This window comes from Anaerobium acetethylicum, assembly GCF_900096945.1.
Lineage (GTDB): Bacteria > Bacillota > Clostridia > Lachnospirales > Lachnospiraceae > Anaerobium > Anaerobium acetethylicum.
Window position 1 is genome coordinate 18,008 of record NZ_FMKA01000033.1, and the last position, 23,810, is coordinate 41,817.

The following is a 23,810-nucleotide window of genomic DNA, read 5'->3' on the forward strand; positions in this document are numbered from 1 at the left end:
TAATCACCCTCCCCTATAAATTATACAAACTATGGGTACATCAATCGGTACCTATACCGTCTTTTTTGCTTCGCATCTTTCGCCCATCCATTGGCTTTTCGACGTCGTCAGGTATGACCCAGACATCACTCAGTTTAAAAGCACCGATTATTCTCCCTTGTTCGCAAAGTAGCTGCACCCTCCTTCTTGAAATATCCCATTTTTCCGCAGTTTCCCTTGCTGATAAATATCCCACAAAAACACCTCCATATAGAAGCAATCGAAAAATCAATATAAAAACAGTATATACCAACGTGCGAACAATTACAAATACTGGATATAGGGATTTCAAGTCCAATTAAGACGCCAAAATCTACGTATCAAAAAAAATACATAAAACATACGAAAAATGTGTCCAGAGCCAACAAGAATCTAGCATAATATGTATAGCATTTATTCTTCCGCTTTTTTTGAATTGTTAGATGTAAAATGGAAGACTAATAATATCCAGAGAAGCAAGTATAAAAATGCTTGAAATAATTGTAATCAAACAACAGAAAGGAGGATGGAGTCCATTGAGAAAGTATGCAAAAATCGGGAAAGCGGTCCTGGCAAGGGCGCTCGGCTTACAGAAAAACTATACAGAAGAAATTGAATCCCGCAGAGAAGTGACCGATGAAGTCGCTTCTGGTTGTACGACCTGCAAATGGAAAGACGTGTCCTCCGTTGCCAAAGAAGGAACTGCCCTTTATGAAGAGCAGGTATCCAATTGCGCATCCTGCAAAACAAAACAGACTAAAATGGAATGCACTTACAAGAAGGTGTATCGCAATGAGAAGAACCAATATGGATACCTCCCACGCCTGAAGACTCACGCCATCAAGCTCTTTTTGGCGTACCATATGCTTGAGGCTGATGACAATGGTTTCGTCCGCAACGTGAGCATCAAGGAACTCGCCACGCTTTTAGGCTGCAATGTCAAGACAATCAAAAACAACAACCGCATCCTGATGGAGTATGGATATATCCATTTTTCCAATGTTACAGCAGATACTATAAATATATATCTTCCTGAATTTGCATCCTACTTTGAACCTGCAGGCTCAGGCGGACGCGGGTTTCTTGTGCTGTCCGAAGACGTGTTCTCTGCCATCGTGGAGACCAGGTCGCTGAATCCCATCCGTCTGTCCTTAAGACAGCTCATGGAATTTGACATCCTCAACAATCAGGGATTTACCGTTCAGGAAAAGACCTACAAGGAGCTTAAGCGCACATTACCTGATTACTGCAAACCAAACGTCATCCGCAAGGTAGCGTCATTGCTCAACATGTTTGAAGTAACAATCAATGCGAGCTCCCTCCGCTTGGCAATCAAAGACGAGTATAACGCTAAAAAAGTGAAAAAAGCTGAAAAAGCGCATTACGAAGAGGATCTTGCTCAGTTTTTCTGCGAACTCACGAACCACGTCAGCGCAATCAACACTCTTGTCATGGACAAAAACGAATCCCAGTATGCGTCTTTTTTTGCTTCAAATCCATTTGACGGCTTTAAGTTATTCCCGTATCGACCAGGTGACCTGGCTGACCTTGCCGGTCTCTGTGTGGAATACTCGAAACAGATTGTCATCGACGCTTTAAGCCTTGTCTACCGCGAATACATACTCAGAGAAGGGAAGAAAGTCCGATTGCTCGGAGCTCTTACCAGATCCTATATACAGCATCGTTATGGCCAGTTGGCTTAACTGGTCTTCTTTTTGTGCCCAAAAACAGGATTTTCCTCTTATTTCACATCTGTTTCACTGTCCCGTCTCTTTCTCCTGCCTTCACATTCCAATTATTCAATTTATCTCGCCATCTCCAGAACTATTTATCCACATTTTCACCATGTTTTTTCCACAATTTAAACAATAGGCAATAAAATCAACTTTAACCACGGAAAGTTTTCGCCCTTTTCGGGAATGAATTTGCCGTTCTCTTCCAAGATTTAGTCGCTTCTGCAGATTATTTCATCCACATATCTTGCTGTTTCGCCGCCCTGTTGGTAAATCGTCGCCGCCTCAAAAACCCTGAAACCAGCCTGGACAGTGGCTTTTCAGGAATTCCGTTTAGCAACGTTTGTTTTTAATGACTGTTCTTCCTGTTTTAAGATATATCCTGCCTGACAGCACAAAAAAAAGAAGGCTGTTTAAACAACCCTCTTCTTCCAAAACAATCAACAACAGATTCAGCAATCTCACAAACCGACAACCTTCGCTCTGCTATGATTAACAAGTCGAACCTCAATATCATCACAGCCATCTTCACAGACTGGCTGTATCCGGACAGAACGATAATAATGCCATATCTGATATTAGCAAACACCGAATATCACCGAAGACCCACAACGAGGGTATACGCCCTCGACACGGATGGAATGGTAGTTTTTCTATTGACGATGAATTTGGAGCTTTCATGCCCCCTTGTAACGTTTACTTCTTGCCATTAACGCTCTCCTGTCTGTGAAACTGGTTAATCCTCACTTACATAGCATACGCCAAGCTTTTCACACTGGTTCTGTACTCCCATCAGCTTGTTGCTGACTAACATGCCATTTGTCCTGGATGCATGTGCCATCCTTGAACTCGTCTAAAATATTGCTGATGCTAGCGACATGCACCTCAATCCAGTTTCTGGTTGACAAAGAAAGCTCTGTATCCTCACACGTCCTTACGGCGATATCAAAATGTAGGCCCGCCTCGAGATCCATATTGCAGACTGTGGATGCAGTCCTTGTCGAGAACCTTGTAACGCTTTGGTATCCTGTTTTCGACATCACCCAGCGACACCTGTAATGTGTTTATGTTTATCATGTCAAGCTACAACCGTCTTGTTGGTAACATTCCTACATTTGGTCTACAATTTTACAACGTACTCATGTATTTAGCCATAGTTAGATTTTCAATATATCAATTCTTCCGTTATGTACATCGTTATGATGCTTATGACAAAGTGCAATGATATTATCTATACTTGCAGCTCCACCAAATTGATGATCTAAAATATGATGTCCTTCAACATGATCTTTTGAGCCGCAGACCTGACATTGATTTCCGTCTCTCTCCCTTCCTATTTGCTGAACTTTTGTATGAGCTGAGGATCTTTTATTTGACATATAATCAACCTCCTATACTTTTATTGCCCTTCTGAAGAAGGGAACAAACGCTTGATGTAAAACCCGATGCAACTGTGCCTCTGCCATATGGTGCATTCTTCTGTTTTGATTTCATAATATCTTTAGATATTTGAGCAGCCTGGTTATTTGTTAGACCTGAAATAACTGCAACAACTGATTTATCCTTCTTTCCTGCCATAGTTAAACCTCCTTAAAATGTAGTCACAACGACATCATCAACGGTTCTTGTCTGCACAATATTGTCTCCATAACCAATGGTCACGATATTTTCGGCATCCACTCTTAAACCAGCCTTATCATTGATTAGTGGAACTATATCCACCTCACCATTTTTTCTCTGAATTGCAACAAATTCAGATGTAACATTCAAAACATGGTCACCTTTTTTCATAATCCCTATTGTCATAGTATTCTACCTCCTTCATCATCCTTCATATTTAGAACTCCTTTTGTTAATTGTATTAACAGTAATCGTTACCGAAACCAGTGAAATAGCTGCCGCTGCTGCTACGCTTCCAATGTACCTCACATATTTTGATGTAAAGATTGTTCTCATTTCATCGGCAAAGCTTGTCTTTTTTTCCGTGTGAACAACTACTTTCTCCGCTTCCAGTGTGCTTTCTCTTACAACCTCCTCCTTTACATTGGATGCTCCCTCAAGTGTCGCCATCACTGTGGCAAAATTATATTTATATTGTTGCACATCAAACTCTATGGGATATGATACCTTGCATTCAGCTGCCTCAATAGTTGTGCTGATCATATTTATTTCCTCTGTCGAATAAAGCTGCTCTCCTTTAAATCCATCAATGATATATGCCAACTGACTTAGAAAACATGTCGTGATTTGATCATATTTATTCTGAACTTCAATTCGATTATTTGTAAAAACCACAATACTCTGAACTATCAAATTACTTATTCCAACATCAGCCAAAGATTTTCTCAAAAGATTTTCTTTAATCATCATCTTTTCAGCAATGTTACAATCCCATTTCAAGAACTCTCCTGTTCTGTAGTAATTGCCATTTTGATCAATAAAGACATCTTTCGCTGTGTTTTTTACTTCAACGATAGTAATGCAATTAGGTGTTACAACAACTACATCCAGTTCAGTACGATGATTACCGTCACTTAGCTCTACATTCTTAAGAACATTATTCTGTGAACAAAGATACTCTAGAGCTCTAAAAGCTTTAAATTCTCCTCTGTTTCCCGATATCTCAGCTTTAATCAGATTACAAAGAACCTTGCTGCCTTCGATAAATTTCTGAAGTTCCTCATTTGCCACATATCCGCATTCTGCATTGAGTTGCTCCAGATGTCTCTCAACATCCCATATTTTAAAATTTGCGGTTGATGCGTGATCAACATTGAAAGTAAGATTTACAATTTCATGCTGGAGCGAAAATAATTCGGTAAGCAATTCACTCTTGTGGTACTTATCCTTTCTAAAAGAATTCATTATTTCCATCAGGTCATTTACTCTATTTGTATTCATATGCTTTTCCTCCTTTATAGCTGGGTTCCGTTGCTTTGTAAGTTTATTATATCTTTTGTTGCGTAAATTTCAATATTCATAAGCGTTATAGCAACTTAATGCAACAATGTTGCAACATGCAATTATTATTTTGTATTTTATGCAACTTGTTTGTGTTGTCCGCAACAAAAATCTAATAAAATCAATTTCTGCAACTTTTGGAGTCATTTTGCAACAATTCATATAATGAAAAAGTCATTCAGTACACCTTTCGATGTCCAAATGACCATTTATCTCCTTTTTAAATATGTAATTTCCTAAACAAAATATTAAAATCGCCTTTCAATCAAGTTAAATAGTCTATCAGCTGTATCCGGTCCAGTTTTCCCAATCTGCTTAGCTTGATTTCTTCCAACAAAAGAATTTTCTGAAACTCTCACTGTAAACACCTTATATTCTTCAAACAGCAAGAGTGTATTCTTTTGAATTACATTGGTTGCTATTATTATATCCATTGTAGGATTCTCAGCCTTCATATCAGATATCATTTTATGAATTGACTTTCCCGAATTAATCACACTATCGACAATTACAATTCTATCTTCCTTTATATTTGGCAATTTCTCCTTAGATGGATTTATTGAATAAAAAGTTCCACCGAATCCCATGTAGAATCCATCTCCAAAGAATCTGCCTCCTCGCTCTAAAACCAGAAGCGCTGTATTCTGCTCTGGAATCATTGTTGCCATCTTTTCTCCCAACTGTATTCCTAATCTTAAATGTGCCCCAGCTAAAAAGCTTCCATTTATGCCAGAATCGGATTTGCATATAGCAATATCCGCTAAAATTTCTGCTTTCTTTTCCTTTGCAAGAACATATGGTGCATGATCATATATTAAATGGATTCCGCAAATATCTTCTCCTTTAAGTGATCGACTAATCCGTTCACCAATATACAATATACTCTCATCTGCCTCCCGAAGCATAAAAGCATCAATTTTACTATCACCATATGCAGTAATTGTGTATCCTTGTTCCTTCAATAACTTAACAACAAAATATTTGGTATCAGCAGAAATCAATGGATCTGCAAAGATATTTAGTAGTCCTTTTTGTTCTCCAATCTTTGCCCACAAATCCGAAATACCTGATGAAAGAATCACATAATTGAAGTCTTTAATTTCTTTCCAAATAGCTTCATTAATTTCAATTGCAGAAATTTTATTATCAGGTATTTCATATCCTTTCAGTTCTCCCTTAAATAAGAATGACTGATATCCAGTGTAGAAATTTCCATCAAACACAAAAGTAGTTCCATTGCAGCAAAATCTGAATGAATCTTGCTTAATGATGGTCTTATCTCCATCCACTATATATAACTTTCCTGGTACGGGATAAATCTTTCTAATTTCTTGGCAAATAGTCTCAGCAAGTTTATATGAACTAAATCCATTCTTTACAAATTCAAGAAAATCTGCAAATCCGCAATTATCTGTTTCATTGTCACTTACAACATAGAAATCCTTGTTTCGACTATGGCATTCCTCTCTCAGCGATCCCATTTCAAATAACTGCCATTGCTCGATTACTGCTACTGAATTATTTGCAAATTTTTTATTCTTTTCTGATGTTTTATATCTTCCCAATAAAGTTTCCGGTTTACAATAAATATATACAAATACATCATAAAGCTCTCCGTCAGCCTCTGTGAATGCAATCTTCTCCATAAAAGAATAATGACCATCTGAAATTATAATTTCATCTTTAAGACTTTTGATATATTCCGTGTACTTAACCCTTACATCTCGTTTCTCATCTTCTGACAGCTCAGAAAAAAATCCACCACTAATTCTATTTAATTCCTGACTGCCATGAACAACCTTTACATTAGACATTTTCTCCATAATAAATGTTTTTCCAGCACAAGGCATTCCATATAACGCTATTTTCAATTAGCCAATACCTCCTTAAAACAACAATGTCTATCAAATTCCTTTACATCAAAACTCACATTATCCAATGCTGTATCTGACGACATAAAATAGGGTAAATCTATACAATTACCGCAAATATAAACACTTCCATTTGCATAGAATACATTATCCATCCCTGCACCGCATAAACCACCATACATTGTGCAGTCATATCCACCGGTTCTAACATTCAAAGTTTCCATTGCACGTTTCAGAAAGCCATGAAAATCTTGTAATGAAATACCATTTTCTCCAATCATTCTCGAAAAGGTAATACGATTTTCAAACTGTTGGAAAAATGCTATTGTTTCCTCCGCATTTTTTATTACTTCTTTTCCAACTGTACAATTCATGGATGGGTACTTTCCAAACACCTCTTTAAACAACTTGATTTTATCCATAACCTTAGCATGGGTATTACATCGATACATATCATGAATAGGCTGAATTCCATCAATTGAAAATCCGACATTAATATTATTTCTCTTAAAGAAGTCAAGTTTCTCCCGATCAATAAGTAGCCCATTCGTTATTGTATAAGCAGCAATTTTACCGGTCTTAAGATATTCTGATATATAAAGGATATATTCTTTTAGCTTTGGATAATCTATCAAAGGTTCTCCATTGCCGACAAATCCAAGTTTAAACAATTCAAGTTTATGCTCATCAATATGACTAATTATATTGTCTAGAATCTTAAACACATCCATTTCATTCTCTTGGATGTATTCCTGTTTATAATGAAAATGGCAATACTTGCAATTGAGATTACATCTATTGTTAATTGATATACATGCTCTTTTTACCATTTCCTCTCGTTCCTTCTTTTGTTTTGCTTGTCTCTCTTGAAACGAGTCATTAATGGCCCCATTTCAAGGAAATCGTTATAATGATCCTCGTAATTCTTTCCGTCTATATCTATTATTCTCGTATCGGCTCCCGCTTTTATTAAAATATCTCTACACCCTAGTTTTCCATTTGCACATGCCTTAATTAGTGCTGTAAATCCATTCTCATCCTGCTGATTAATGCTTATTCTTTCATCTGAACATAGCTTTTTTACATATTTATCTTTTCCCCACCATGCTGCAATCATCAAAGGCATATTTCCTTCATTCTTTTGGCGCACTTTACCCGCACCATGTGGATTTCTACTACCGGCATTTGGATCAGCCTTACACTCGTTAAGCAAAAATATAAACATTTCATATTGATCTTTCATCTGAATAGCATATGAAAGTGCTGGTAGATACTTACTCCCACAATCTCGTCTATTTACATCTGCTCCATGAGCTATAAGCCATCTGAGTTTTTCTTTTCTTTGATTAATTGGAACATCTGAGTTTCGTACGCAAGAAATAATCAATGTATTTCCATCTGGCATATATGCATTCATTTCTTCTGAACCAGGAATCTCCACATCGTCATATGAATCTGAATAATATTTATTTACACGCATCAATCGCTCCATATTTATAATACCTTGTCTTGTTGCCATATATTCTCTTAAATGCAATGCAGAAACTGCCTCGTGACCTTTAAGATATGCAGAATAGTCTGTATCATTAGTTATAATATCCACTTTACAGTAATATTTATCCGATGCCTCTTGAGCAATATAAATTATTTTACAATCATCATTATCTTCTGAACTATCACCAGTATAGTCCATGGTTATCGTTCTTTCCCCATAACTAATACCACGAATAACTTCCCATGCTCGCTTACAAAGTCCTAAAGAATATTTTTGATTGAAATTATTTTTCATTCTATCCAATTCATCGATTACTATCTTGGGAATTACTACTTTGCCATATTCCTTATTTAATTCATCAATAAGCTGTACATTCTTTAATAATGCAGAAGTATCCGGAACTGCAATTTTATCTCCACGAAGAAACTGTTCTATCTGAAATTTAGACATCCCAAAAACTTTACAATATTTTTCTGCCATTTCAAGGACAGTTTTCTCACTAGTTTTTCCCGATTCAACTCGTGAAATAGAAGACTTATTTGGCGCTATACCATTTTCAGCAAGCTTTTGTGCCATTTCGTCCATTGTGCATCCATTCTTCTCGCGAAGCTCTTTTAATCTAGTGCAAAGAAACGTAATATCATTTGTTTTATCCATTATATATTCCCCTCTCATATATGTTAAAATACAAAACACCTTCGGCAACATATTCCTATTATAACATTTGTTGCTTTTTTCTCAATATAAAGCACTGTTTTCGCAACATATCTCTACATCATGCAACATTCACTGTAATTAGCACTATTAATGCAACTATTCCTTTATTGATGCAACAGCGCGTACTATCCACGACACAAAAAAGCCTGCAGGATATAACTTACCTTCTAAGTACAATCTTCTACTAGCTCTATAATCTTAACTTCGTTATACTTTCAAGCTCCGTCTCTTCATTGCATATGATACGATTTTCTTCCTCATGATTTTTAGCCCTTTTCTTTATATGAAAAAAGCTCAATATTCATATCCCTTTTCAGTTTACAAATTGCACACATTAAGTGAATTTATTGCGATAACAGCATGTCTTTTGCTCCCCAACCATGCCGAAAAAGCCATACAGCAGACGGTATGGCTTTCAGATTTTCTATTTTTCGGTTTCATACTTCATTACTTTCAACAAAAAGTTGGTGTTTTTGATGTTCACAAGAATGAACATCTAAACTCACACACCAACATGCATTTAGTGCATTTTTCTGCTTTTGGTCTCCAGCATGCCCTGTTGGCAATGCATCATCATGCCCGGTTGCAATCTTAAATTGCACATTACAATTAAAATATATTAAAATCAAATGCATCATAATCTGTATCTATTTCTGTGATTTTTCCATTTGCTCCAAGCAAATTTTGACTCATAAAATAAAATAACTCCTGCGTATGCCACCAATATATTAGCGTATACATTGTCACCGTATGCGTACCTCGATAAGTAATGTTTTGAAGCGTATACTTATTATCAACATCAAATCCTTCGGATTCCTCTATCATACCCGTATGTTTCTTCATATTAACATTCTTTTTCTGCATAATCATCAATAAGATTTCTTTCATTTGAAGCTTATTTTTGATTAATTTCGATCGCTTAGGTTTAATTAATTTCATAATTGATTTCCTCATATCTTTCTGTAACGTAATGTCAAGGGTACATCGTTTTACCCTTGCGTGTTCTTCGATTCTCTTTATTCTGGTTCTTTTAAATAATAAATCGAGCCTGATCTTTTGATTTGCTTTTTTCTGCTGCATTTCAAAGACCTTTCTGAAAATTTTTATGCTTTTTGCTTATCAGGCATGAATGGGACTTCTACCCCTCCATGGCCTAATAAGTCCTATTATTGAGTTGTGAAAATTTATTTTTTCACATTTTTTTAAATCCTAATCTAACTGCCACTCTCCATAATGGCCAAAATCACCATAACCAGCTGTCACAATAGACCCATCACGAGCTGCCACATTATACCACGGTAGCGTTGCCACCTCCCAATCATTTAATTCCACTGAAATAGAGCACCCTGTAAAGGCAATACCTTCTTCAGCCGCTTCCATGGCTTCTTTCAAAGTACCTTCATAGTAAAAATTCCCCCCTCCTGTGTTATAATTTATGTAGTATTCTTCTTTTGTGTCATCTTCCCAATTTGGTTTTTCTGTTAACATTGCAATTTTCCTTATATGCTCATCTCCCCAACCAAACAGATTGCATTTATTGCCAAGACCATCTTCCCATCCTGAGCATATTGGACATTCGTGGTTGTCCAAAGCTGATATGCACTCTTGCGTATCCTCTATTGTTGCCGGATAAATTTTGCCCAACAAATCTGTGTCATTATGATAAACCGCAAAGTAACGTAAATCCTCCTCATAATTATCCCCTTTATCATATTCGCATTTATAAATTGTCGTATTGCAGTTTACGCATTTCCAATTTTTCATTATTTTACTCCTATTCTATTTTTATTTTGATATTGCTACATAAAAAATCTCCATTTATAATTATTATTGTTGGTGGGCTGTGTCCTTTACACAGTCCTCGATTTGCAGATTCTATTGGTTTTGTATCATTGTACTTTCTACGCTGTAACAAATGTGTATTCCTCCTTATTTTTTTGCTGAAATTGATAAAATATCCATTTAAATACCTCAGCCCTATTAGTATGATAGAAAATATACGCTTATGCACAACGGGTTTGCTATTTTTCAAACTTTTTTTTTTCTTCGGATTCCATGTCCTAAATTGTGATTAATGCTCAAAAGTATTTCACTCGTTACCAAAAAGAGGAGTTCCCAAAACCAACGAATTCTAACTCGTAGTTTTGAAAACCCCTCTTATTTTATATCTCATATTGGTTCCAATTTTTGTATCACTCAATCCTTACCTTCCATTATTCAAAAAAAGCTCTCGGACAAAACGCTTCATAATATCGTAGAATACATCCTAACAATACATATTGTCGGAATTAATGACTTCATTCAAATACTTAAAAGGAAACGGCACTACCGTATACTGCCTGTTTCGGACGAATTCCACTGCCATAAGCGGCATCAAAGATTCAAAGTCCATCTGCCCACCCGTTGCGGCAATCTCCCGTAACAGGCATGCATTATGGATGGATTGCTTAAGGCTCTTTTTCTTTGTTCCAATAAAATAATAGAAGCGACCATACTTGCGGAAATATTTAATATCTAACATAGGTGTCAATTTCCAGATATTTTCCTTACTTTTAAGACACGAATTAATCATCACGCCAATGTTCTCATATATATACTGGTTCATGACTTTCCCGAATTTCTTGTTTCCTCTCATATCCAGCATTTTGTTGATATCTTTAATGCTAGCAGGACTTGAAAGGCTCTTGATTCTTTCAATGAAGATTTCCGTCTTATCCCTGAATTCCTCACAATCCTCCATAAACCGTTCTGCACAATCAAGTATAATGCTGGTAGGCACTTTCTTCTCCTTGTCACTATAGCGCAACGCTTCCTCGAGCTGCTCGAAGTGAGGCATCGTCCGCTGATCAGTGCTCATGATAACGTAGATATTTCTGAAGTCTGTATAAGCAAGCCCATCGACAGCCCGATCCTGCATCCTGTTGTGGCTGTCATATGCATTCTCGATGGCCTCCCACTCGTCATCCAGCAGGAATCCTTCTCCTTTCTCATGCCTGTCTATGAAAAATCTTCCATCGCATTCTATCCGTATCCGGTAAAACTTCACCTTCATTCTGTTTGTATCGTCCCGATAAGTCCAGGGTCTTACAAAGGTCCAGGCCTGCTTGTATCCAAGCCGTTTCCAGTCAGCTATCTCAATCCTTCCTTCTCGAATATCATCCTTAATAAGCATCTCCTGAATAATTTTCTCGAACACAGATGATACTTCAAATCTGCCATCCTTTATGCTCTTTTCAAACTTTTCAATCTGGACGTCATCTATTGTCATATGCTGGACAACCGCCCCCTCAACTACTTTCCCATAAGGATCGTCTAAGCCCAGACTCTTATAGTATTCGCGGTTTCGAAGCACCCTGATGTTATATGCTCCTTTTTGTGCTTCACCGATGGATACCTCTTGTCCATAATGCTTTCGGAAAATGTTTACGGCAGCCTTGCAGTATATCGCGGATTCCTCGGTACCTTCGACATCATCAATACGAATGGGATGTCTTCCCAGCATAGATGAGTAGTCCCTGTTCTCAAACCCGGCATCTGGCTGGAAGCTTTCGTAGTCCTCATAACCAGCGTTCTCTATCTCTATATATTCACCCAGATGATCGCGGACATCCTGGACAAACTGACCGTAAATTCCGACCTTGCAGTTTTGAAAGGCCTTATAGGATGTAAAATCAAGGAAATAGACCGTATTATGCTCGGAACCGAGGCTCCTCTTCACATAACTTTCTTTCGGTCCGTAGTCGTCATTGTGCAGTTTCTTACGAAACCGTCCAGACTCCCTGTCAAAGACATATTGCGATGTATTTGCCTTCTTATAGTACTTTATGACATCATGTACATTGGAATAGGTCTCTATTTCCATAGAAATATAAAAATCCTTCGTCAGCCTGAATCTCAGCATGTAAAATGTAGTTGGAACGCCTTTTCTGGACGTCATCCATCCAGCCCTTTCGTACAGAAGTTTTCCCGTAATATTGTTATACTGCAGGCTCCGCCGGTCAGGACTGGCCAGGGTATTGAATATCAGCTGGGCAAGCACATTGGGATAGATTGCATTATCCTTCATCAGGTCGATTTTCTGAATAACCGCATCTGGACGCTCCCTTGCAAGTTCCTCTTTGAATCGCTCCTTTTCCAGCATTCCTTCTCCGAACATAACAAAGCAGTCATTACCAAATGTATATACGACAGATTTTGCCTTAAACATAATGTTTGGAATGTCCAGAACATTTGACGAATAGTAGTTTTCCTTCGCCTCCTTCGTCACACGGTAAATGTCGAAATCCCTATCAATATTCTCTCTTTTGAACTCTACATTCAGCTTGTTGCTTAATATCATATGCATTCCCCCTTCAAAAGTCTCAGTGCCTTTTCATTGGCAGTTCCATCCGTATTCAGCAGACAGGGAATCTCGACAATCCTCCCATCATTGTGCGGCACAAAACTATCGACAGCCAGAATGTTGATTATGTACACTCTCTGTCCTCCTATTATATCCAGCTTCCTTCTGATTTCTTCCCTTGTTTTTTCCCTATCCACCATATATTGCTGCTTCCAGTGTTTAAAATCAAGGTACACGCCTTCATTGATCTGATAATCAAAAAATTCAAAACTTGAGGGATCCTCAATTTCATGAAGTTCCATCCCCAATTCCCTCTGAAGAATGTATCTTCCAGCCGCTTCTCCCAATGCGCCTTTATAGATGTTATGGAACAGAACTGGACTCAGGATGAATTCCTCTGGCATAAAGGAAGTCGCCCATCCTTTTTCCCAAAAGTGCCTTTGCATGCCTGGATATCGTAGGATATCCTGCAGCCTTGCATCGTCCTCGCTTACGCAGGACACAATCTTTCCTTCACACCGAATACCTGCTGCAAACACATGTCGGTCATTTTCAAACTCTATGACGACGTCGGAAAAATCCCCCTTCTGAGCATAGAGATAAGCCTTGTGCGCTTCTCCTCCTGTGACATAAAGCTTTTCTATGATTTCGTTCTGCCTGGATTCCTCTGGCGTCGCTGTCGGCTTTGCAAGCACAGTCTCCCGCAGCCTCTTCCAAAGGAGCATGCTTTCTTCCGTCCAGTCTCGAGAGAGCATCTTCATAATCAGTTCTTTTCCTCTTGTTGAGATGCGTTCGGCCCGGTTCAGCACTCTTTCATCCTCTTCCCTCTGCCGATATCCGAACTGCCTCTTTGCATCTACCAGTGCCTTCATTTCCGGGCACAGAAGCTGCCCTTCCAGACAGTCGAATTCCACCTTTGTCATGACTGATTCTACGGTATAGATATATACAACCGGATTCTTAAGGAATGTTCTGCATATTCTGCCTACTGCCTGCATGATATCCCTTGTAGCCTGCCTACGGATACTTTTTGCGTCCGATAGTTTCTTTGCTGCTACAGAATCCCCTTCACGGTTCCCAGCATAGGCACGGAATCCGAGACGTATGAGCCTGTTCAGGATACTATGGCTGATTTCGTCATTCTGGTACAGATATTCCGCCTGAAATAAGAACCGCGCCAACTCTTCCTTTCCAAAATTCTCTGCATCATATGTATTAACGGAAATATTCGTGATATCACCCAGGAACAGGGCATCCATGTCCTTCATCCATATCCTGCTGTCGTCCGATCCCTTTGCTACACCAGTCTTCACGAAACGGCTGACGTCGACGGCATCATACTGCAGGTTCTGGCCTGCTCCTATCGTCTTGTAGGACGAGAAGATGAATATCTTCTCTCCCCTTCCTAGCCTGTCCAAAACCTCATCCCTCTCTGCCGCGAAGTTCTCTCCCTTCAGAACCACGATGCAACTGCTGGCAGACAGGCCTTTCGCTTTTCCATGAATCTCGAGCAAATCATCCATTGCCTCCTCCAGCAGGTCACGGTCGAAAGCAGGACTGTTTCCACCACTTTTCGGAAGTACCATGTTAAGGCATAGAAACGATTGGATGTCATCCCGAGCGACGAACTCCCGCATGGCCTTGATTATGCTGCAATATCGCTTCCATAAATATTCGTTGTCGCCAACCTTTGCCTGAATCTTGCTTGCAAATCCCTTCACAAAGTCCCGATCGGAAGCCACATCCTTAAGCCGTTCTTCCAGAAGCAGATGATCGAGATTGTGGTCAATGATTTCAACCCTCACAGATATCCGTCCCTCGGAATATGCCATCCATTGCTGGTCCAGCTCCTGCCTGATGTTCTCATAAACCTCATTTTCCGCCTGCACATACCGGTCCTTCAGCATGTCTGACAGATATCCTGTATCATAGTTTGCGATTACTGTGGGCAAGGTTGCCGTGGCAGATATTCCGACCACCTTGGATTTCCTGCATAAATACAGCAGAATCTTCTCGGGTGTGTCGAGTATCTGAATATAGTTGAATGCCGTCTGTGTCAGATGGCTATCGCTGTCTGTAAATTCGAAATATCGGAACCCATTTGCATAAAAAGATAAATCTGGAACTGACTCTCCTTCCTCTTTTTGCACTCCCCCGCTCCAGTTAAGACCTCCCATAAGCAGTTCTGCCTGCCCTTCTGACAGTTCAAAATGCCTACAAATAGTTCTCATGGCATTTTCTGCACTAAACAGATCTTCCGTTTCCTCCCGGCTCCGGTTGACGCAGTCAGCATACACGCTGGACCAACCAAACACCATAAGCCGAAACCTGTTCAAAAAACCGTTGATGCTGCGAATCAGCTGATGAATGATGATATCCTGTCCACTTTTATTTCTATCATATTCATCTTTACCCTCAAAATGAATGCTGACCTGCCTGGCTTCTTCATTCGGCGTCACCCTTATATGGGTTCGGTTATTTCGCAGCATTGTATGGTATGAGCCATCGTTAAATAAAAAGTTCTGCCTACGATCAATGTCCCCTGATACCGTCTTATAACTATGTTTCAGATGAAATTCCTTGTATATGGATTCAGCTTCTTTCTGCAGGTCCTCGTAACCATATGCCGACTTATGATTGCGCATGTATTCCTGGTATGGCCTTTGCAGATTATCCGGGCATTCGCGCAATAGCATTGCATCATGCAGCTGCTTGAACAGGCTTATATAGTCCTGCTGAGAATTGATTGCCTTCTGAATAATCGACTTCTGAATGGTCTCCTTCGTGGCATCAAATTCATCAATAAAAATAATCGCATTGTCAGAAATCGAATGCTGGATAAACTCATAGGACGGTTCTACAAGCGTTGAATTTTTCACAAGAAACTTATCAACCGTCATCAGATATACCTTATAATCGCTTGTAAACACGGCTGGGTATAATTCTCCAATCCACCGATAGTTCTTCTGCCCTCGGATGGCCTCCCTTCTTTCGTTACTGCGATTTGGCAGCTCTTTCTTGATAATCCGTTTAATATCTGTGCGAAAATCCGGCTCAAGCTTCTGTTGTATTTCTTTGGCGATCTCCCCCTTGAGTACGGAAAATTCTCCGCCTCTCTTTTCCAGCCTCTCGAGAGTCTCAAGTTTTTCCCGCAAACGCCAGTACGCTTCCGTCTGATGCTGTTCCGGTACATTCAATCCCAGAAGACTCTTGCGCACGCAGTCAAAATTAGACCGGATTACAAGCACATCCCGGTCGTATCCTTCCGAATCTCCAGCGTCTTTGTATGCCTTCTTCAGTTCATCGATGGGCAGGTTCTTAATCAGCGTCGTAATAAAAAATACCTTTTGGAGACTTTCTGTGTCCCGAATATATTCATGAATGCTTCTTGCTGCTCTGTATGTCTTTCCATACCCTGTGGGCAGGTCTGCCAACAGCAGGCCATTGCGTTCTGTCGTCGATCGGATAAAGCGATCGATTGTCTCTTTCATTTTCATTCCTCCTGGTCTTCATGGGTAGTGCGCATTGTTCGTCCCTGCTGTATTCTTGCCCGGCAGGGACATAGAGTGGCTTTTATCCATATTATAGTATTCTTGCCTTTAGAAGACCATTCTTTCCTCACATAAAAGTCAAGAATAAGCTGAAATGTATCTCCAATCTTATTAGGCTCACTCCCACAAGGAATCACAGCGCTTACCATAACCCAACCTATTCTGGCTAGTAATAACTTTCTGTTTCAATATCATTTCATTTGAAAAACCTAATATTATACCACTTTTAAACAACTCTGCAAATAAAAACCTCTCAAAATCTATGTACTAAAAAAAATACGTCGATTTCCAAAAATAAATCTGCAAACTTCCAGCTATCTTACCATACTGTCTATGAATTTTTTTATTCATTCACAAAGAAGATTTCGTTACTAAACTAATCAGAACAAGAAAGGATATTAGAAGAATGCAGAAAAAAACTATGAAAGATCATGCTTTGACATATGCACGAAATGGATTTGCCATCGTACCATTAAAGTTTGGAACCAAAAATAGATTTCTGTCTAAAAATGGATTTAATGATGCGACGACAGACATCGAACAAATAGAACGATGGTGGACCCGATACCCCGACGCCAATATCGCAGTAGCTACTGGGCAGAAAAGCGGCGGGCTACTGGTGCTGGATTTTGATATAAAGGAAGACCTCGGAATATACGGCTATGATTATCTCCGAAAGTTCGAGCGGCAGAACGGCGAGCTCCCAGACACTTGGATGGCAATCAGCGGGACAGGCGGGCTACATTTCTGGTATCGGTGCAATTATAAAATTGATAGCGCAACTGATTTATTTGAGCGGCAGTCCGGAGTTGATATACGCGCCGATGGAGGGTGTATAATAGCTCCGCCATCAAGACATCCAAATGGCAGGCTATATACCTGGGATGTGGCATCCTACGACTGCAACATTGCAAACACAGATGAAAGGGTCTTGAAATTCGTTGTTGACGGGATGCAGTACAAAAAAGTCCATTTCGAAAATGCTGAGAGCAAGCGTTTTTATTTGCCCGAAATAATCTACGATGGCGAGCGAGACGGCACCATGTTCCGATTTGCATGTTCCTTGCTAGGTCGAGGCGTGAATGAGCATGAAGCATTGCTAATCATGCTCCAGGCAGACAAAGAAAACTGCCAACCACCATTAGGCGAGAGAATCGTCAGAAACAAACTTAAAAGCGCAATTAAAACTAGAACCAGAAAGACCAGAAAGGGATTGTAGAATGACACAGAACGAAGTCGATGAAATGCTCGAAAAAAAAACACGGATGACAGCAAAAAATGGGAAAGTTGTGCCCTCCAATGAAAAGACGGTTGAACCGCTACAGTTTTTTAGCGCACAGAATCTTCAGAATATGAATTTACAGCCAGTTCAATTCGTCGTAGAAGACATGCTGCCTCACGGACTCAGTATCATAGCATCACCACCCAAGGCTGGAAAATCTTGGTTTGTGCTGAATCTCTGCATTGCGGTTGCAGAGGGACGCAATTTTTTAGGCCATGCTACCAGCAAATGTGAGGTTGTTTATTTTGCACTGGAGGACAGCCCTAATAGGCTGAATGACCGTCTCAAGAAAATAAAAGGAGAAGCTCCCTTTCCAAAGGAGCTTCTCTTCACCACAGAATGCAGATCGATGACGAAAGGCCTCGAAGAACAGATAACCAGTCTAATAGAGGAGCGTCCGGGTATTAAGCTGATTGTATTTGACACATTGCAGTATATCAGGAGCGGAAGCCGGAGCCGAAATGACAACGCATACCAGGCTGATTATAACGATATGAAGGCAATCAAAGAGATTGCGACAAAGTATGATCTCTGCATCTTATTAGTACATCACAGCCGGAAAGAAAGCAATCCGAACGATCCATTTGCCAACATCAGTGGAACCTACGGAATAAACGGAGCCATGGACTGCATGATTACGATGTTCAAAGAGGACAGATCCGATCGTCACACTAAGATGAGCATCTGCGGCCGAGACGTCGAGTCCAACGATATCATGCTTGACTTTGATAAAAACACCGGCACTTGGCACGCGGCTGGCACCATGGAAGAGTACAACGAGCTCAGAGCGAGGGAGCAATACAACGCTTTGCCGGCAGCAAAGATTATCAGGCTACTCGTGCATACGGGCGACGGGGCGTGGAAGGGTAAAGTATCCGACATCATTGATGCAAGCACGCATTATAAAATGCCCATATCCGATAGCGTCACGAAACTCGGCATGAATATCAGGAAGCTTAATGTACTCCTTGAAAAGTACGATGGCATTACCTGCACTGTAATCAACAACGGGAGCGGTTCAAAAACATATTCATATCAGCAGTCCATATCGCCTACTATGCAAACCATTGCCTGATACTGACTGGTCTCCTACCGAGGTATTGATAGAATCACACTATCCCCTAAAGGTATTTATAGTATTGATAGATATTGATGAAATGCCATATAACTGGTGGTTGCTCCCTAATCTCAATACCATCAATACCTCTAATACCCTAGAATCTGCTTATTCCTTAAAACCAGAATACTCGGTTAATGCAAAGATGTCATTATGTTACGTTTCTAGGACTGGGTATCTGTGACTCTCAGAATCATGAAGGCACTATGCTTTTGGTGCATTCGCGCCATGATTCCAACATTCTACAAAAGATACTTATTTCTATAAACCAGTATCTATTCCGCCAACTCAAGTTCTGTCACAGGCATGACCGGATACTGCTCCCCATCATGCTAAAATGGTAGACATAGACTCCCTTACCGGACACTGTGCCGCCTGGGAGCGTGCATATGCTGTGCTGTCGACATCTCTCGTGACCCTGTCAGGCCAACCGGTTGGTGTTGCGAGCCGCAGACTCTGCAAAGCGGATGCCCTTCAAACGTTGTTCAGGTACTCGAACGCGCTGGTGTTGGCATGTCACTCCATGGCGTAGTTCACGATGGCCCATGCCGGTTTCGGGCTGATTCCAGGTTTGTAACGTTCTCCAGCACCCACAGCACCAGCATCATCGCGCTCCCGTTCTGCTGAACCTTCTTTATACGGTTCAGCTGATGGTAGAGTCAGTCTTTTTCTCCTGCCAGGCCAATGAACCTTCTGGCAAAGACAGTCTCGTCTGTCCTCATAGTGTTGCAAACCACGCTATTATTGTTTCTGAGCTTCACCGCGATGATGATGCTATCTTCTAGATGCTTCATAGACAGCGTGACACTCTCCGTGAAGGAAATGAGCTGGAACAACTCCCTGTACTTCCGCATCAGCAACGGCGCAGACACCTTCTTCATGCCGCAGCGCCGGATGTAATAGTCCAAATCGTACTTTTTTAGATCCATGTCAATCCCCCCCAGTCCCTCTTATGGTAACGCTTGAGCTTTTCTGCATGTCTGTCAGCTATCAGAAACATATTGTCCCGGTAGAATACGAGTATTTTCGTATTCTCGCACTGGAGCCTTGGAGAATTCCCCGCGCGGACTGTACTCCTCCACCTAGCGTGGCTTAACCGATAAAAGGATACAATAATCCGGATCGTCTGGATGGCGCTTATGCTCCATAGCATTGTTGCATACCTTCGCACCAAGCTTCGACAAGGCGTCCTGCTCGATGTCGCACCATCGATGGCGTAGCATGGCTTTCGGCTACGGCCTCATGGGGTCCCAGAATATAGTGTTGTAATGTTTGATTTTTACCTATTACGACGCTGTTGCCTTTATCGATGTGGTTTCCTTTCTTGAAATAAGCTATACCTCTAGTTGGCATGCTTTCGGAGAAAACCAAATTTTTATATGATTTTTTGAGAACGAATTGGCGCAGGTTCTACCGACAAAAAGCACATACTCCTTATCAATACGTAGTCTGTATAGAGAATGCGCTTTGTTTTTTGTTCAACTATCTTGATGATAGTTAAATCCACTATCACATCCTTACAATCCCGATACGTGTTGTCATGTGGTCTGTAGGCGTATCCTGCTTTCCAGCTGGACAATAAAGCAAGAGGAACTGTCATCTTAACGACAGTTCCTCTTTTTTCAAGGGTCTCTTTAATATGTATCAGTTATTATATCATCTTTGACTTTTACTTTAGAATGCCCTATCAGATACTCTTTCACTTTTGAACCCTAAATGATTTTTCATTTTATCACAATTGCTTATTTTAACCAATACTTCCAAACATATCCTCTACATGTTTTAATCTTACCTCTGCAGCATGCACTTATATTTGTGCTTTCGGCTTTTACTGATTTTGCTGCTTCTGTGACACTATCATAAAGCGCAATTATTTCTCTCGTCGTCGGATCCAACTTCATTATTCCGCTGTAATCGACTCTTTCTCTGATAATCGTCTTTGTCAACTCTTTGAGTTTTTTATTGAGTTCCGGACAAATATACCACCATGTATGCAGCAGTTTAATCTCACGCACTGTTGTTATATTGATACTATATTCGTCACTCAAGACCTTCATCGTTTCTCCTTCCGTTAATCTCCTTTTGATGTCTTCTGCAGTAACTGAATCAATGATTGCAGTTTTACCCCTATGCTTCTTTCCGATTTTGAGCTTCGTAATTTCCGAATGTCTATGCCCGGATAGGCCCCTTCCCCCACGGGAACTGTTAAGCCCATCTTCAAAGCTGTTGTAATGTTCTATCCAGTAACGTTCTCTTTCTTTCCTTTCATCATCAGATCCAGCCAAATACTCTAATATCTCCCAATTAAAATTTTCCCACCCATAATGACGGATATTGTTATATAGTTTGCTATTAGGATTTTTCTCATTTTGAGAATTAAATCTATGCATCCCTATCCTTTCCTCGATACGTTTTTTTGTTTCACCGATATAGATAGCTCCCGTAATATTATTGGTCAATTTGTAAATTATTCCGGTGATTTCATTTTCTTTTGTGTTGTTTTTCTTCATTTCGACATCCTCCATATTCTAATTTGTTTTTTCAATAACCGACCAGGATCTTTTGCTTAAAACAATCGCTTTACGTTCCGTGCAAAACTTGAACAATATTCCCCTTCTGTATCAGCAAAGCAAACCACCTCTCCTTTCGTCATTTTAAATTCGTTTTAACATAACGCTACGCAACACTCCAAACCTCTTATCTGCGTCTGGAATTAGTATGTCATTTTCGTATGTATTTCAATTTTTAAAAAAAGAGCAGAGAGTTCTGTCCAATTCATAATTCCATAGATCCAGAAATAATTTATAAATCCATTACCATTAGCGAGCAATAAAAGATTTACTATTCATTTTCGCAGTAATTTCTTTTTTTGCTGTATCGGTCAAATTGTAATATATATCAGCAGTGATCTGTATACTGCTGTGCCCTGCCATCTTTGATAATGGTTCTAATTTTACCCCTTGATTAATATATAAAGTAATACCGGTGTGCCTCAGGGTATGCAGGCCACACTTTTTATTTATTCCCGCCTTCTTTGTAATGCTATTGAATGCCCTGTATAAATTACGATAGATAGCCACCGTACCTTCCCGGGTTGCAAATACATATTCCTCATCTGATGGCGGTTTCTTCTGATTTTTGAGCAAAACAGCTATTTTACATGCGTCTTCCGACATGCTAACGACTCTCGTCCCATTTTTGGTTTTTGGCTTATGGGTTTCCATTGTATATTTCACTGATGCATTTCCGCTCCTATCCAGACATCTTGCCACAGTTTCCGATACATTTACGGTTTTGCCCTCAAAATCTATGTCTTTCCACTGCAGTGCCAAGCCCTCTCCTACTCGTGCAAATATGAACATGAGGAATATGATTCCTAAGCCATGATAATAGACGTACTCACCATTTCCATGCCTTGACATTGCTGCGTCTATCAGTTTATTGATTTCTTCCTCGTCGAAGGCCTCTACAACTTTTTCTTCTGTATTGACATTTTCTTTGCCAATCATTTTGACGTTACGCATAGGATTTTTAGCCGGATCATTCTTATAGACATGGTCAAAATACTGCTTGAAAATTTCGTATGTTTTTTTGATTGTCGAATAAGAATATCCTTCGCAGTTTAGCTTCTGTAGATGCCCTATTATATCCTTGTCTTTAACCGCCTGGACCTGTAGTTTGGCAATACCATAACCCTGAATCTGATTTTTCAAAGTCGCCTCTTCCCGGTCATAGCTACTGTTCCGGATTGTATTATACTTATAGAGGCTCATCCATTCTCCTATACTATCTCCTAATGTAAAGGATATATTCTGTTTTTTCGCTTTTTCTATACCCGTACAGTGTTCCTTTTCTTTTAATTGCATCTTCTCAAGTGCTTCCTCATCGGTTTCACCATAAGTCGTTAAGCGTATTTTATTGTCTCCCTCACCTACCCACTTTTTATACATGATTTTTCCGCTTTTTGTTCTGCTCATCGACCCAGTTCCATAACTATACCTTGGTAGTTTTTTTTCTCTTTTAGCCATAATAATGACCTCCGCTCTATTTTTTTGTAGTATAGAAACGGCACAATTAGCTCGCTCTTTCTACTTGTATAGTATGAAAGATGGGCTTGATTTTAACGAAAATCCATATAATGGTCTCACATAACATAACCTTCAAATGCGTACACCCATTTGTACACCTTTTTGGAAGTGAAATGAAGTGAAAAGGAGTGATTCAAGCCACCATTCATGGACTTTCTTGAACGCAAAAAAAGCCCGAAACCCTTGCAATTGCTAGGTTTTCTGGCTTTTTAAAAAACAGGGACAGAAGGACTCGAACCCTCGACATTTGGTTTTGGAGACCAACGTTCTACCAACTGAACTATATCCCTTCATTTTGTGTCTTTTAGACACTCAATAATTTTATCATGATATACATATTATGTCAATATTATATTAAGATAAAATTCTAGTGACTACATTATAGTCACTCTTAAATTTTTATCAAATTCAATATTTATTATGTACCTTCAAAACCACACATTCAAACTATTCAATCATCCATTTTTGTTCTATCCTATGAACCACTGCACACCTAAGTGTTTATGGTCAAGCCCTCGACCTATTAGTAACAGTCAGCTACACATGTTGCCATGCTTCCACCTCTGTCCTATCCACCTCGTCGTCTTCAAGGGGTCTTACTAGCTTATGCTATGAGATATCTCATCTTGAGGGGG

At 39.8% G+C, this 23,810-nt stretch carries 19 protein-coding genes, 1 tRNA gene and 1 rRNA gene; 4 read left to right on the plus strand and 17 right to left on the minus strand.

Features of this window, described 5'->3' with window-relative positions; all coding sequences use genetic code 11:
* Window positions 1–40: 40 nt before the first annotated feature.
* Window positions 41–235, minus strand: coding sequence for a MerR family transcriptional regulator (locus BJR36_RS16570; protein ID WP_091236426.1), 195 nt, complete (start codon window positions 233–235; stop codon window positions 41–43).
* Between the two features lie 319 nt (window positions 236–554).
* Between BJR36_RS16570 and BJR36_RS16575 the strand changes: the two genes are divergently transcribed.
* Window positions 555–1,721, plus strand: coding sequence for a hypothetical protein (locus tag BJR36_RS16575; protein WP_139133574.1), 1,167 nt, complete (start codon window positions 555–557; stop codon window positions 1,719–1,721).
* Between the two features lie 1,187 nt (window positions 1,722–2,908).
* On the opposite strand, the gene BJR36_RS16585 is transcribed toward BJR36_RS16575, so the two are convergent.
* From BJR36_RS16585 to BJR36_RS16615, 7 genes are all read right to left on the minus strand, one after another.
* Complete coding sequence (locus BJR36_RS16585; protein WP_091236431.1) at window positions 2,909–3,130, minus strand: HNH endonuclease; 222 nt, start codon at window positions 3,128–3,130, stop codon at window positions 2,909–2,911.
* Window positions 3,131–3,134: 4 nt separating this feature from the next.
* The gene (locus BJR36_RS16590) at window positions 3,135–3,329 is read right to left on the minus strand and encodes a hypothetical protein (protein ID WP_091236432.1); all 195 of its coding nucleotides are present in this window, start codon (window positions 3,327–3,329) and stop codon (window positions 3,135–3,137) included.
* A gap of 12 nt (window positions 3,330–3,341) precedes the next feature.
* Entirely contained in the window at window positions 3,342–3,557 is a 216-nt protein-coding gene (locus tag BJR36_RS16595) for a hypothetical protein (protein WP_091236434.1), read from the minus strand.
* Window positions 3,558–3,575: 18 nt separating this feature from the next.
* Window positions 3,576–4,652 (minus strand): nuclease-related domain-containing protein, encoded by a 1,077-nt coding sequence (locus BJR36_RS16600; protein WP_091236436.1) that lies wholly within the window; start codon window positions 4,650–4,652, stop codon window positions 3,576–3,578.
* A 308-nt stretch (window positions 4,653–4,960) separates the two neighbouring features.
* Window positions 4,961–6,583: a uracil phosphoribosyltransferase gene (locus BJR36_RS16605; RefSeq protein ID WP_091236437.1), complete on the minus strand. Its 1,623-nt coding sequence runs from the start codon at window positions 6,581–6,583 to the stop codon at window positions 4,961–4,963.
* The gene (locus tag BJR36_RS16610; protein ID WP_091236439.1) at window positions 6,580–7,413 is read right to left on the minus strand and encodes a radical SAM protein; all 834 of its coding nucleotides are present in this window, start codon (window positions 7,411–7,413) and stop codon (window positions 6,580–6,582) included. The genes BJR36_RS16605 and BJR36_RS16610 overlap by 4 nt, the downstream gene beginning before the upstream one ends.
* Window positions 7,407–8,735: an ankyrin repeat domain-containing protein gene (locus tag BJR36_RS16615; RefSeq protein WP_091236441.1), complete on the minus strand. Its 1,329-nt coding sequence runs from the start codon at window positions 8,733–8,735 to the stop codon at window positions 7,407–7,409. The genes BJR36_RS16610 and BJR36_RS16615 overlap by 7 nt, the downstream gene beginning before the upstream one ends.
* 343 nt (window positions 8,736–9,078) lie before the next feature.
* Here BJR36_RS16615 and BJR36_RS20425 point away from each other — a divergent pair, with 343 nt between their 5' ends.
* On the plus strand, window positions 9,079–9,390 hold the full coding sequence (locus BJR36_RS20425) for a hypothetical protein (RefSeq protein ID WP_169823758.1): 312 nt from the start codon (window positions 9,079–9,081) through the stop codon (window positions 9,388–9,390).
* Between the two features lie 14 nt (window positions 9,391–9,404).
* Here the strand turns inward: BJR36_RS20425 and BJR36_RS16620 are convergent, their stop codons facing one another.
* From BJR36_RS16620 to BJR36_RS16635, 4 genes are all read right to left on the minus strand, one after another.
* Entirely contained in the window at window positions 9,405–9,734 is a 330-nt protein-coding gene (locus BJR36_RS16620) for a hypothetical protein (RefSeq protein ID WP_139133575.1), read from the minus strand.
* A 270-nt stretch (window positions 9,735–10,004) separates the two neighbouring features.
* The gene (locus BJR36_RS16625) at window positions 10,005–10,559 is read right to left on the minus strand and encodes a hypothetical protein (protein ID WP_091236444.1); all 555 of its coding nucleotides are present in this window, start codon (window positions 10,557–10,559) and stop codon (window positions 10,005–10,007) included.
* A gap of 502 nt (window positions 10,560–11,061) precedes the next feature.
* Window positions 11,062–13,134: a hypothetical protein gene (locus BJR36_RS16630; RefSeq protein WP_091236446.1), complete on the minus strand. Its 2,073-nt coding sequence runs from the start codon at window positions 13,132–13,134 to the stop codon at window positions 11,062–11,064.
* On the minus strand, window positions 13,131–16,628 hold the full coding sequence (locus BJR36_RS16635) for a hypothetical protein (RefSeq protein ID WP_091236449.1): 3,498 nt from the start codon (window positions 16,626–16,628) through the stop codon (window positions 13,131–13,133). Before BJR36_RS16635 ends, BJR36_RS16630 begins: the two co-directional genes overlap by 4 nt.
* Before the next feature lie 496 nt (window positions 16,629–17,124).
* Between BJR36_RS16635 and BJR36_RS16645 the strand changes: the two genes are divergently transcribed.
* Window positions 17,125–17,907 carry a bifunctional DNA primase/polymerase gene (locus BJR36_RS16645; RefSeq protein WP_207648897.1) on the plus strand — a complete coding sequence of 261 codons (783 nt, stop codon included), beginning with the start codon at window positions 17,125–17,127 and terminating at the stop codon, window positions 17,905–17,907.
* A 1-nt stretch (window position 17,908) separates the two neighbouring features.
* Window positions 17,909–19,045 carry an AAA family ATPase gene (locus tag BJR36_RS16650; protein WP_091236454.1) on the plus strand — a complete coding sequence of 379 codons (1,137 nt, stop codon included), beginning with the start codon at window positions 17,909–17,911 and terminating at the stop codon, window positions 19,043–19,045.
* A gap of 701 nt (window positions 19,046–19,746) precedes the next feature.
* On the opposite strand, the gene BJR36_RS16655 is transcribed toward BJR36_RS16650, so the two are convergent.
* From BJR36_RS16655 to BJR36_RS16675, 5 genes are all read right to left on the minus strand, one after another.
* A complete protein-coding gene (locus tag BJR36_RS16655; RefSeq protein WP_091236456.1) occupies window positions 19,747–20,016 on the minus strand; it encodes a hypothetical protein in 270 nt (89 codons plus the stop codon).
* Between the two features lie 813 nt (window positions 20,017–20,829).
* Window positions 20,830–21,597 (minus strand): GIY-YIG nuclease family protein, encoded by a 768-nt coding sequence (locus BJR36_RS16660; protein WP_169823759.1) that lies wholly within the window; start codon window positions 21,595–21,597, stop codon window positions 20,830–20,832.
* 309 nt (window positions 21,598–21,906) lie between these two features.
* Window positions 21,907–23,115, minus strand: a complete 1,209-nt coding sequence (locus BJR36_RS16665; RefSeq protein ID WP_091236461.1) for a tyrosine-type recombinase/integrase — start codon at window positions 23,113–23,115, stop codon at window positions 21,907–21,909.
* A 277-nt stretch (window positions 23,116–23,392) separates the two neighbouring features.
* Window positions 23,393–23,465: transfer RNA gene (locus tag BJR36_RS16670), tRNA-Trp, on the minus strand.
* A 213-nt stretch (window positions 23,466–23,678) separates the two neighbouring features.
* A 23S ribosomal RNA gene (locus BJR36_RS16675) occupies window positions 23,679–23,810 on the minus strand; the annotation flags it as partial.

Coding starts and splice junctions, on each gene's coding strand:
- BJR36_RS16615 (WP_091236441.1), bottom strand. CDS start 8,735: ATGGATAAAACAAATGATATTACGTTTCTTTGCACTAGATTAAAAGAG.
- BJR36_RS20425 (WP_169823758.1), top strand. CDS start 9,079: ATGAAAAAAGCTCAATATTCATATCCCTTTTCAGTTTACAAATTGCAC.
- BJR36_RS16655 (WP_091236456.1), bottom strand. CDS start 20,016: ATGGATCTAAAAAAGTACGATTTGGACTATTACATCCGGCGCTGCGGC.
- BJR36_RS16660 (WP_169823759.1), bottom strand. CDS start 21,597: ATGAAGAAAAACAACACAAAAGAAAATGAAATCACCGGAATAATTTAC.
- BJR36_RS16585 (WP_091236431.1), bottom strand. CDS start 3,130: ATGTCAAATAAAAGATCCTCAGCTCATACAAAAGTTCAGCAAATAGGA.
- BJR36_RS16590 (WP_091236432.1), bottom strand. CDS start 3,329: ATGGCAGGAAAGAAGGATAAATCAGTTGTTGCAGTTATTTCAGGTCTA.
- BJR36_RS16650 (WP_091236454.1), top strand. CDS start 17,909: ATGACACAGAACGAAGTCGATGAAATGCTCGAAAAAAAAACACGGATG.
- BJR36_RS16665 (WP_091236461.1), bottom strand. CDS start 23,115: ATGGCTAAAAGAGAAAAAAAACTACCAAGGTATAGTTATGGAACTGGG.
- BJR36_RS16630 (WP_091236446.1), bottom strand. CDS start 13,134: ATGATATTAAGCAACAAGCTGAATGTAGAGTTCAAAAGAGAGAATATT.
- BJR36_RS16610 (WP_091236439.1), bottom strand. CDS start 7,413: ATGGTAAAAAGAGCATGTATATCAATTAACAATAGATGTAATCTCAAT.
- BJR36_RS16600 (WP_091236436.1), bottom strand. CDS start 4,652: ATGAATACAAATAGAGTAAATGACCTGATGGAAATAATGAATTCTTTT.
- BJR36_RS16595 (WP_091236434.1), bottom strand. CDS start 3,557: ATGACAATAGGGATTATGAAAAAAGGTGACCATGTTTTGAATGTTACA.
- BJR36_RS16635 (WP_091236449.1), bottom strand. CDS start 16,628: ATGAAAGAGACAATCGATCGCTTTATCCGATCGACGACAGAACGCAAT.
- BJR36_RS16625 (WP_091236444.1), bottom strand. CDS start 10,559: ATGAAAAATTGGAAATGCGTAAACTGCAATACGACAATTTATAAATGC.
- BJR36_RS16620 (WP_139133575.1), bottom strand. CDS start 9,734: ATGAAATTAATTAAACCTAAGCGATCGAAATTAATCAAAAATAAGCTT.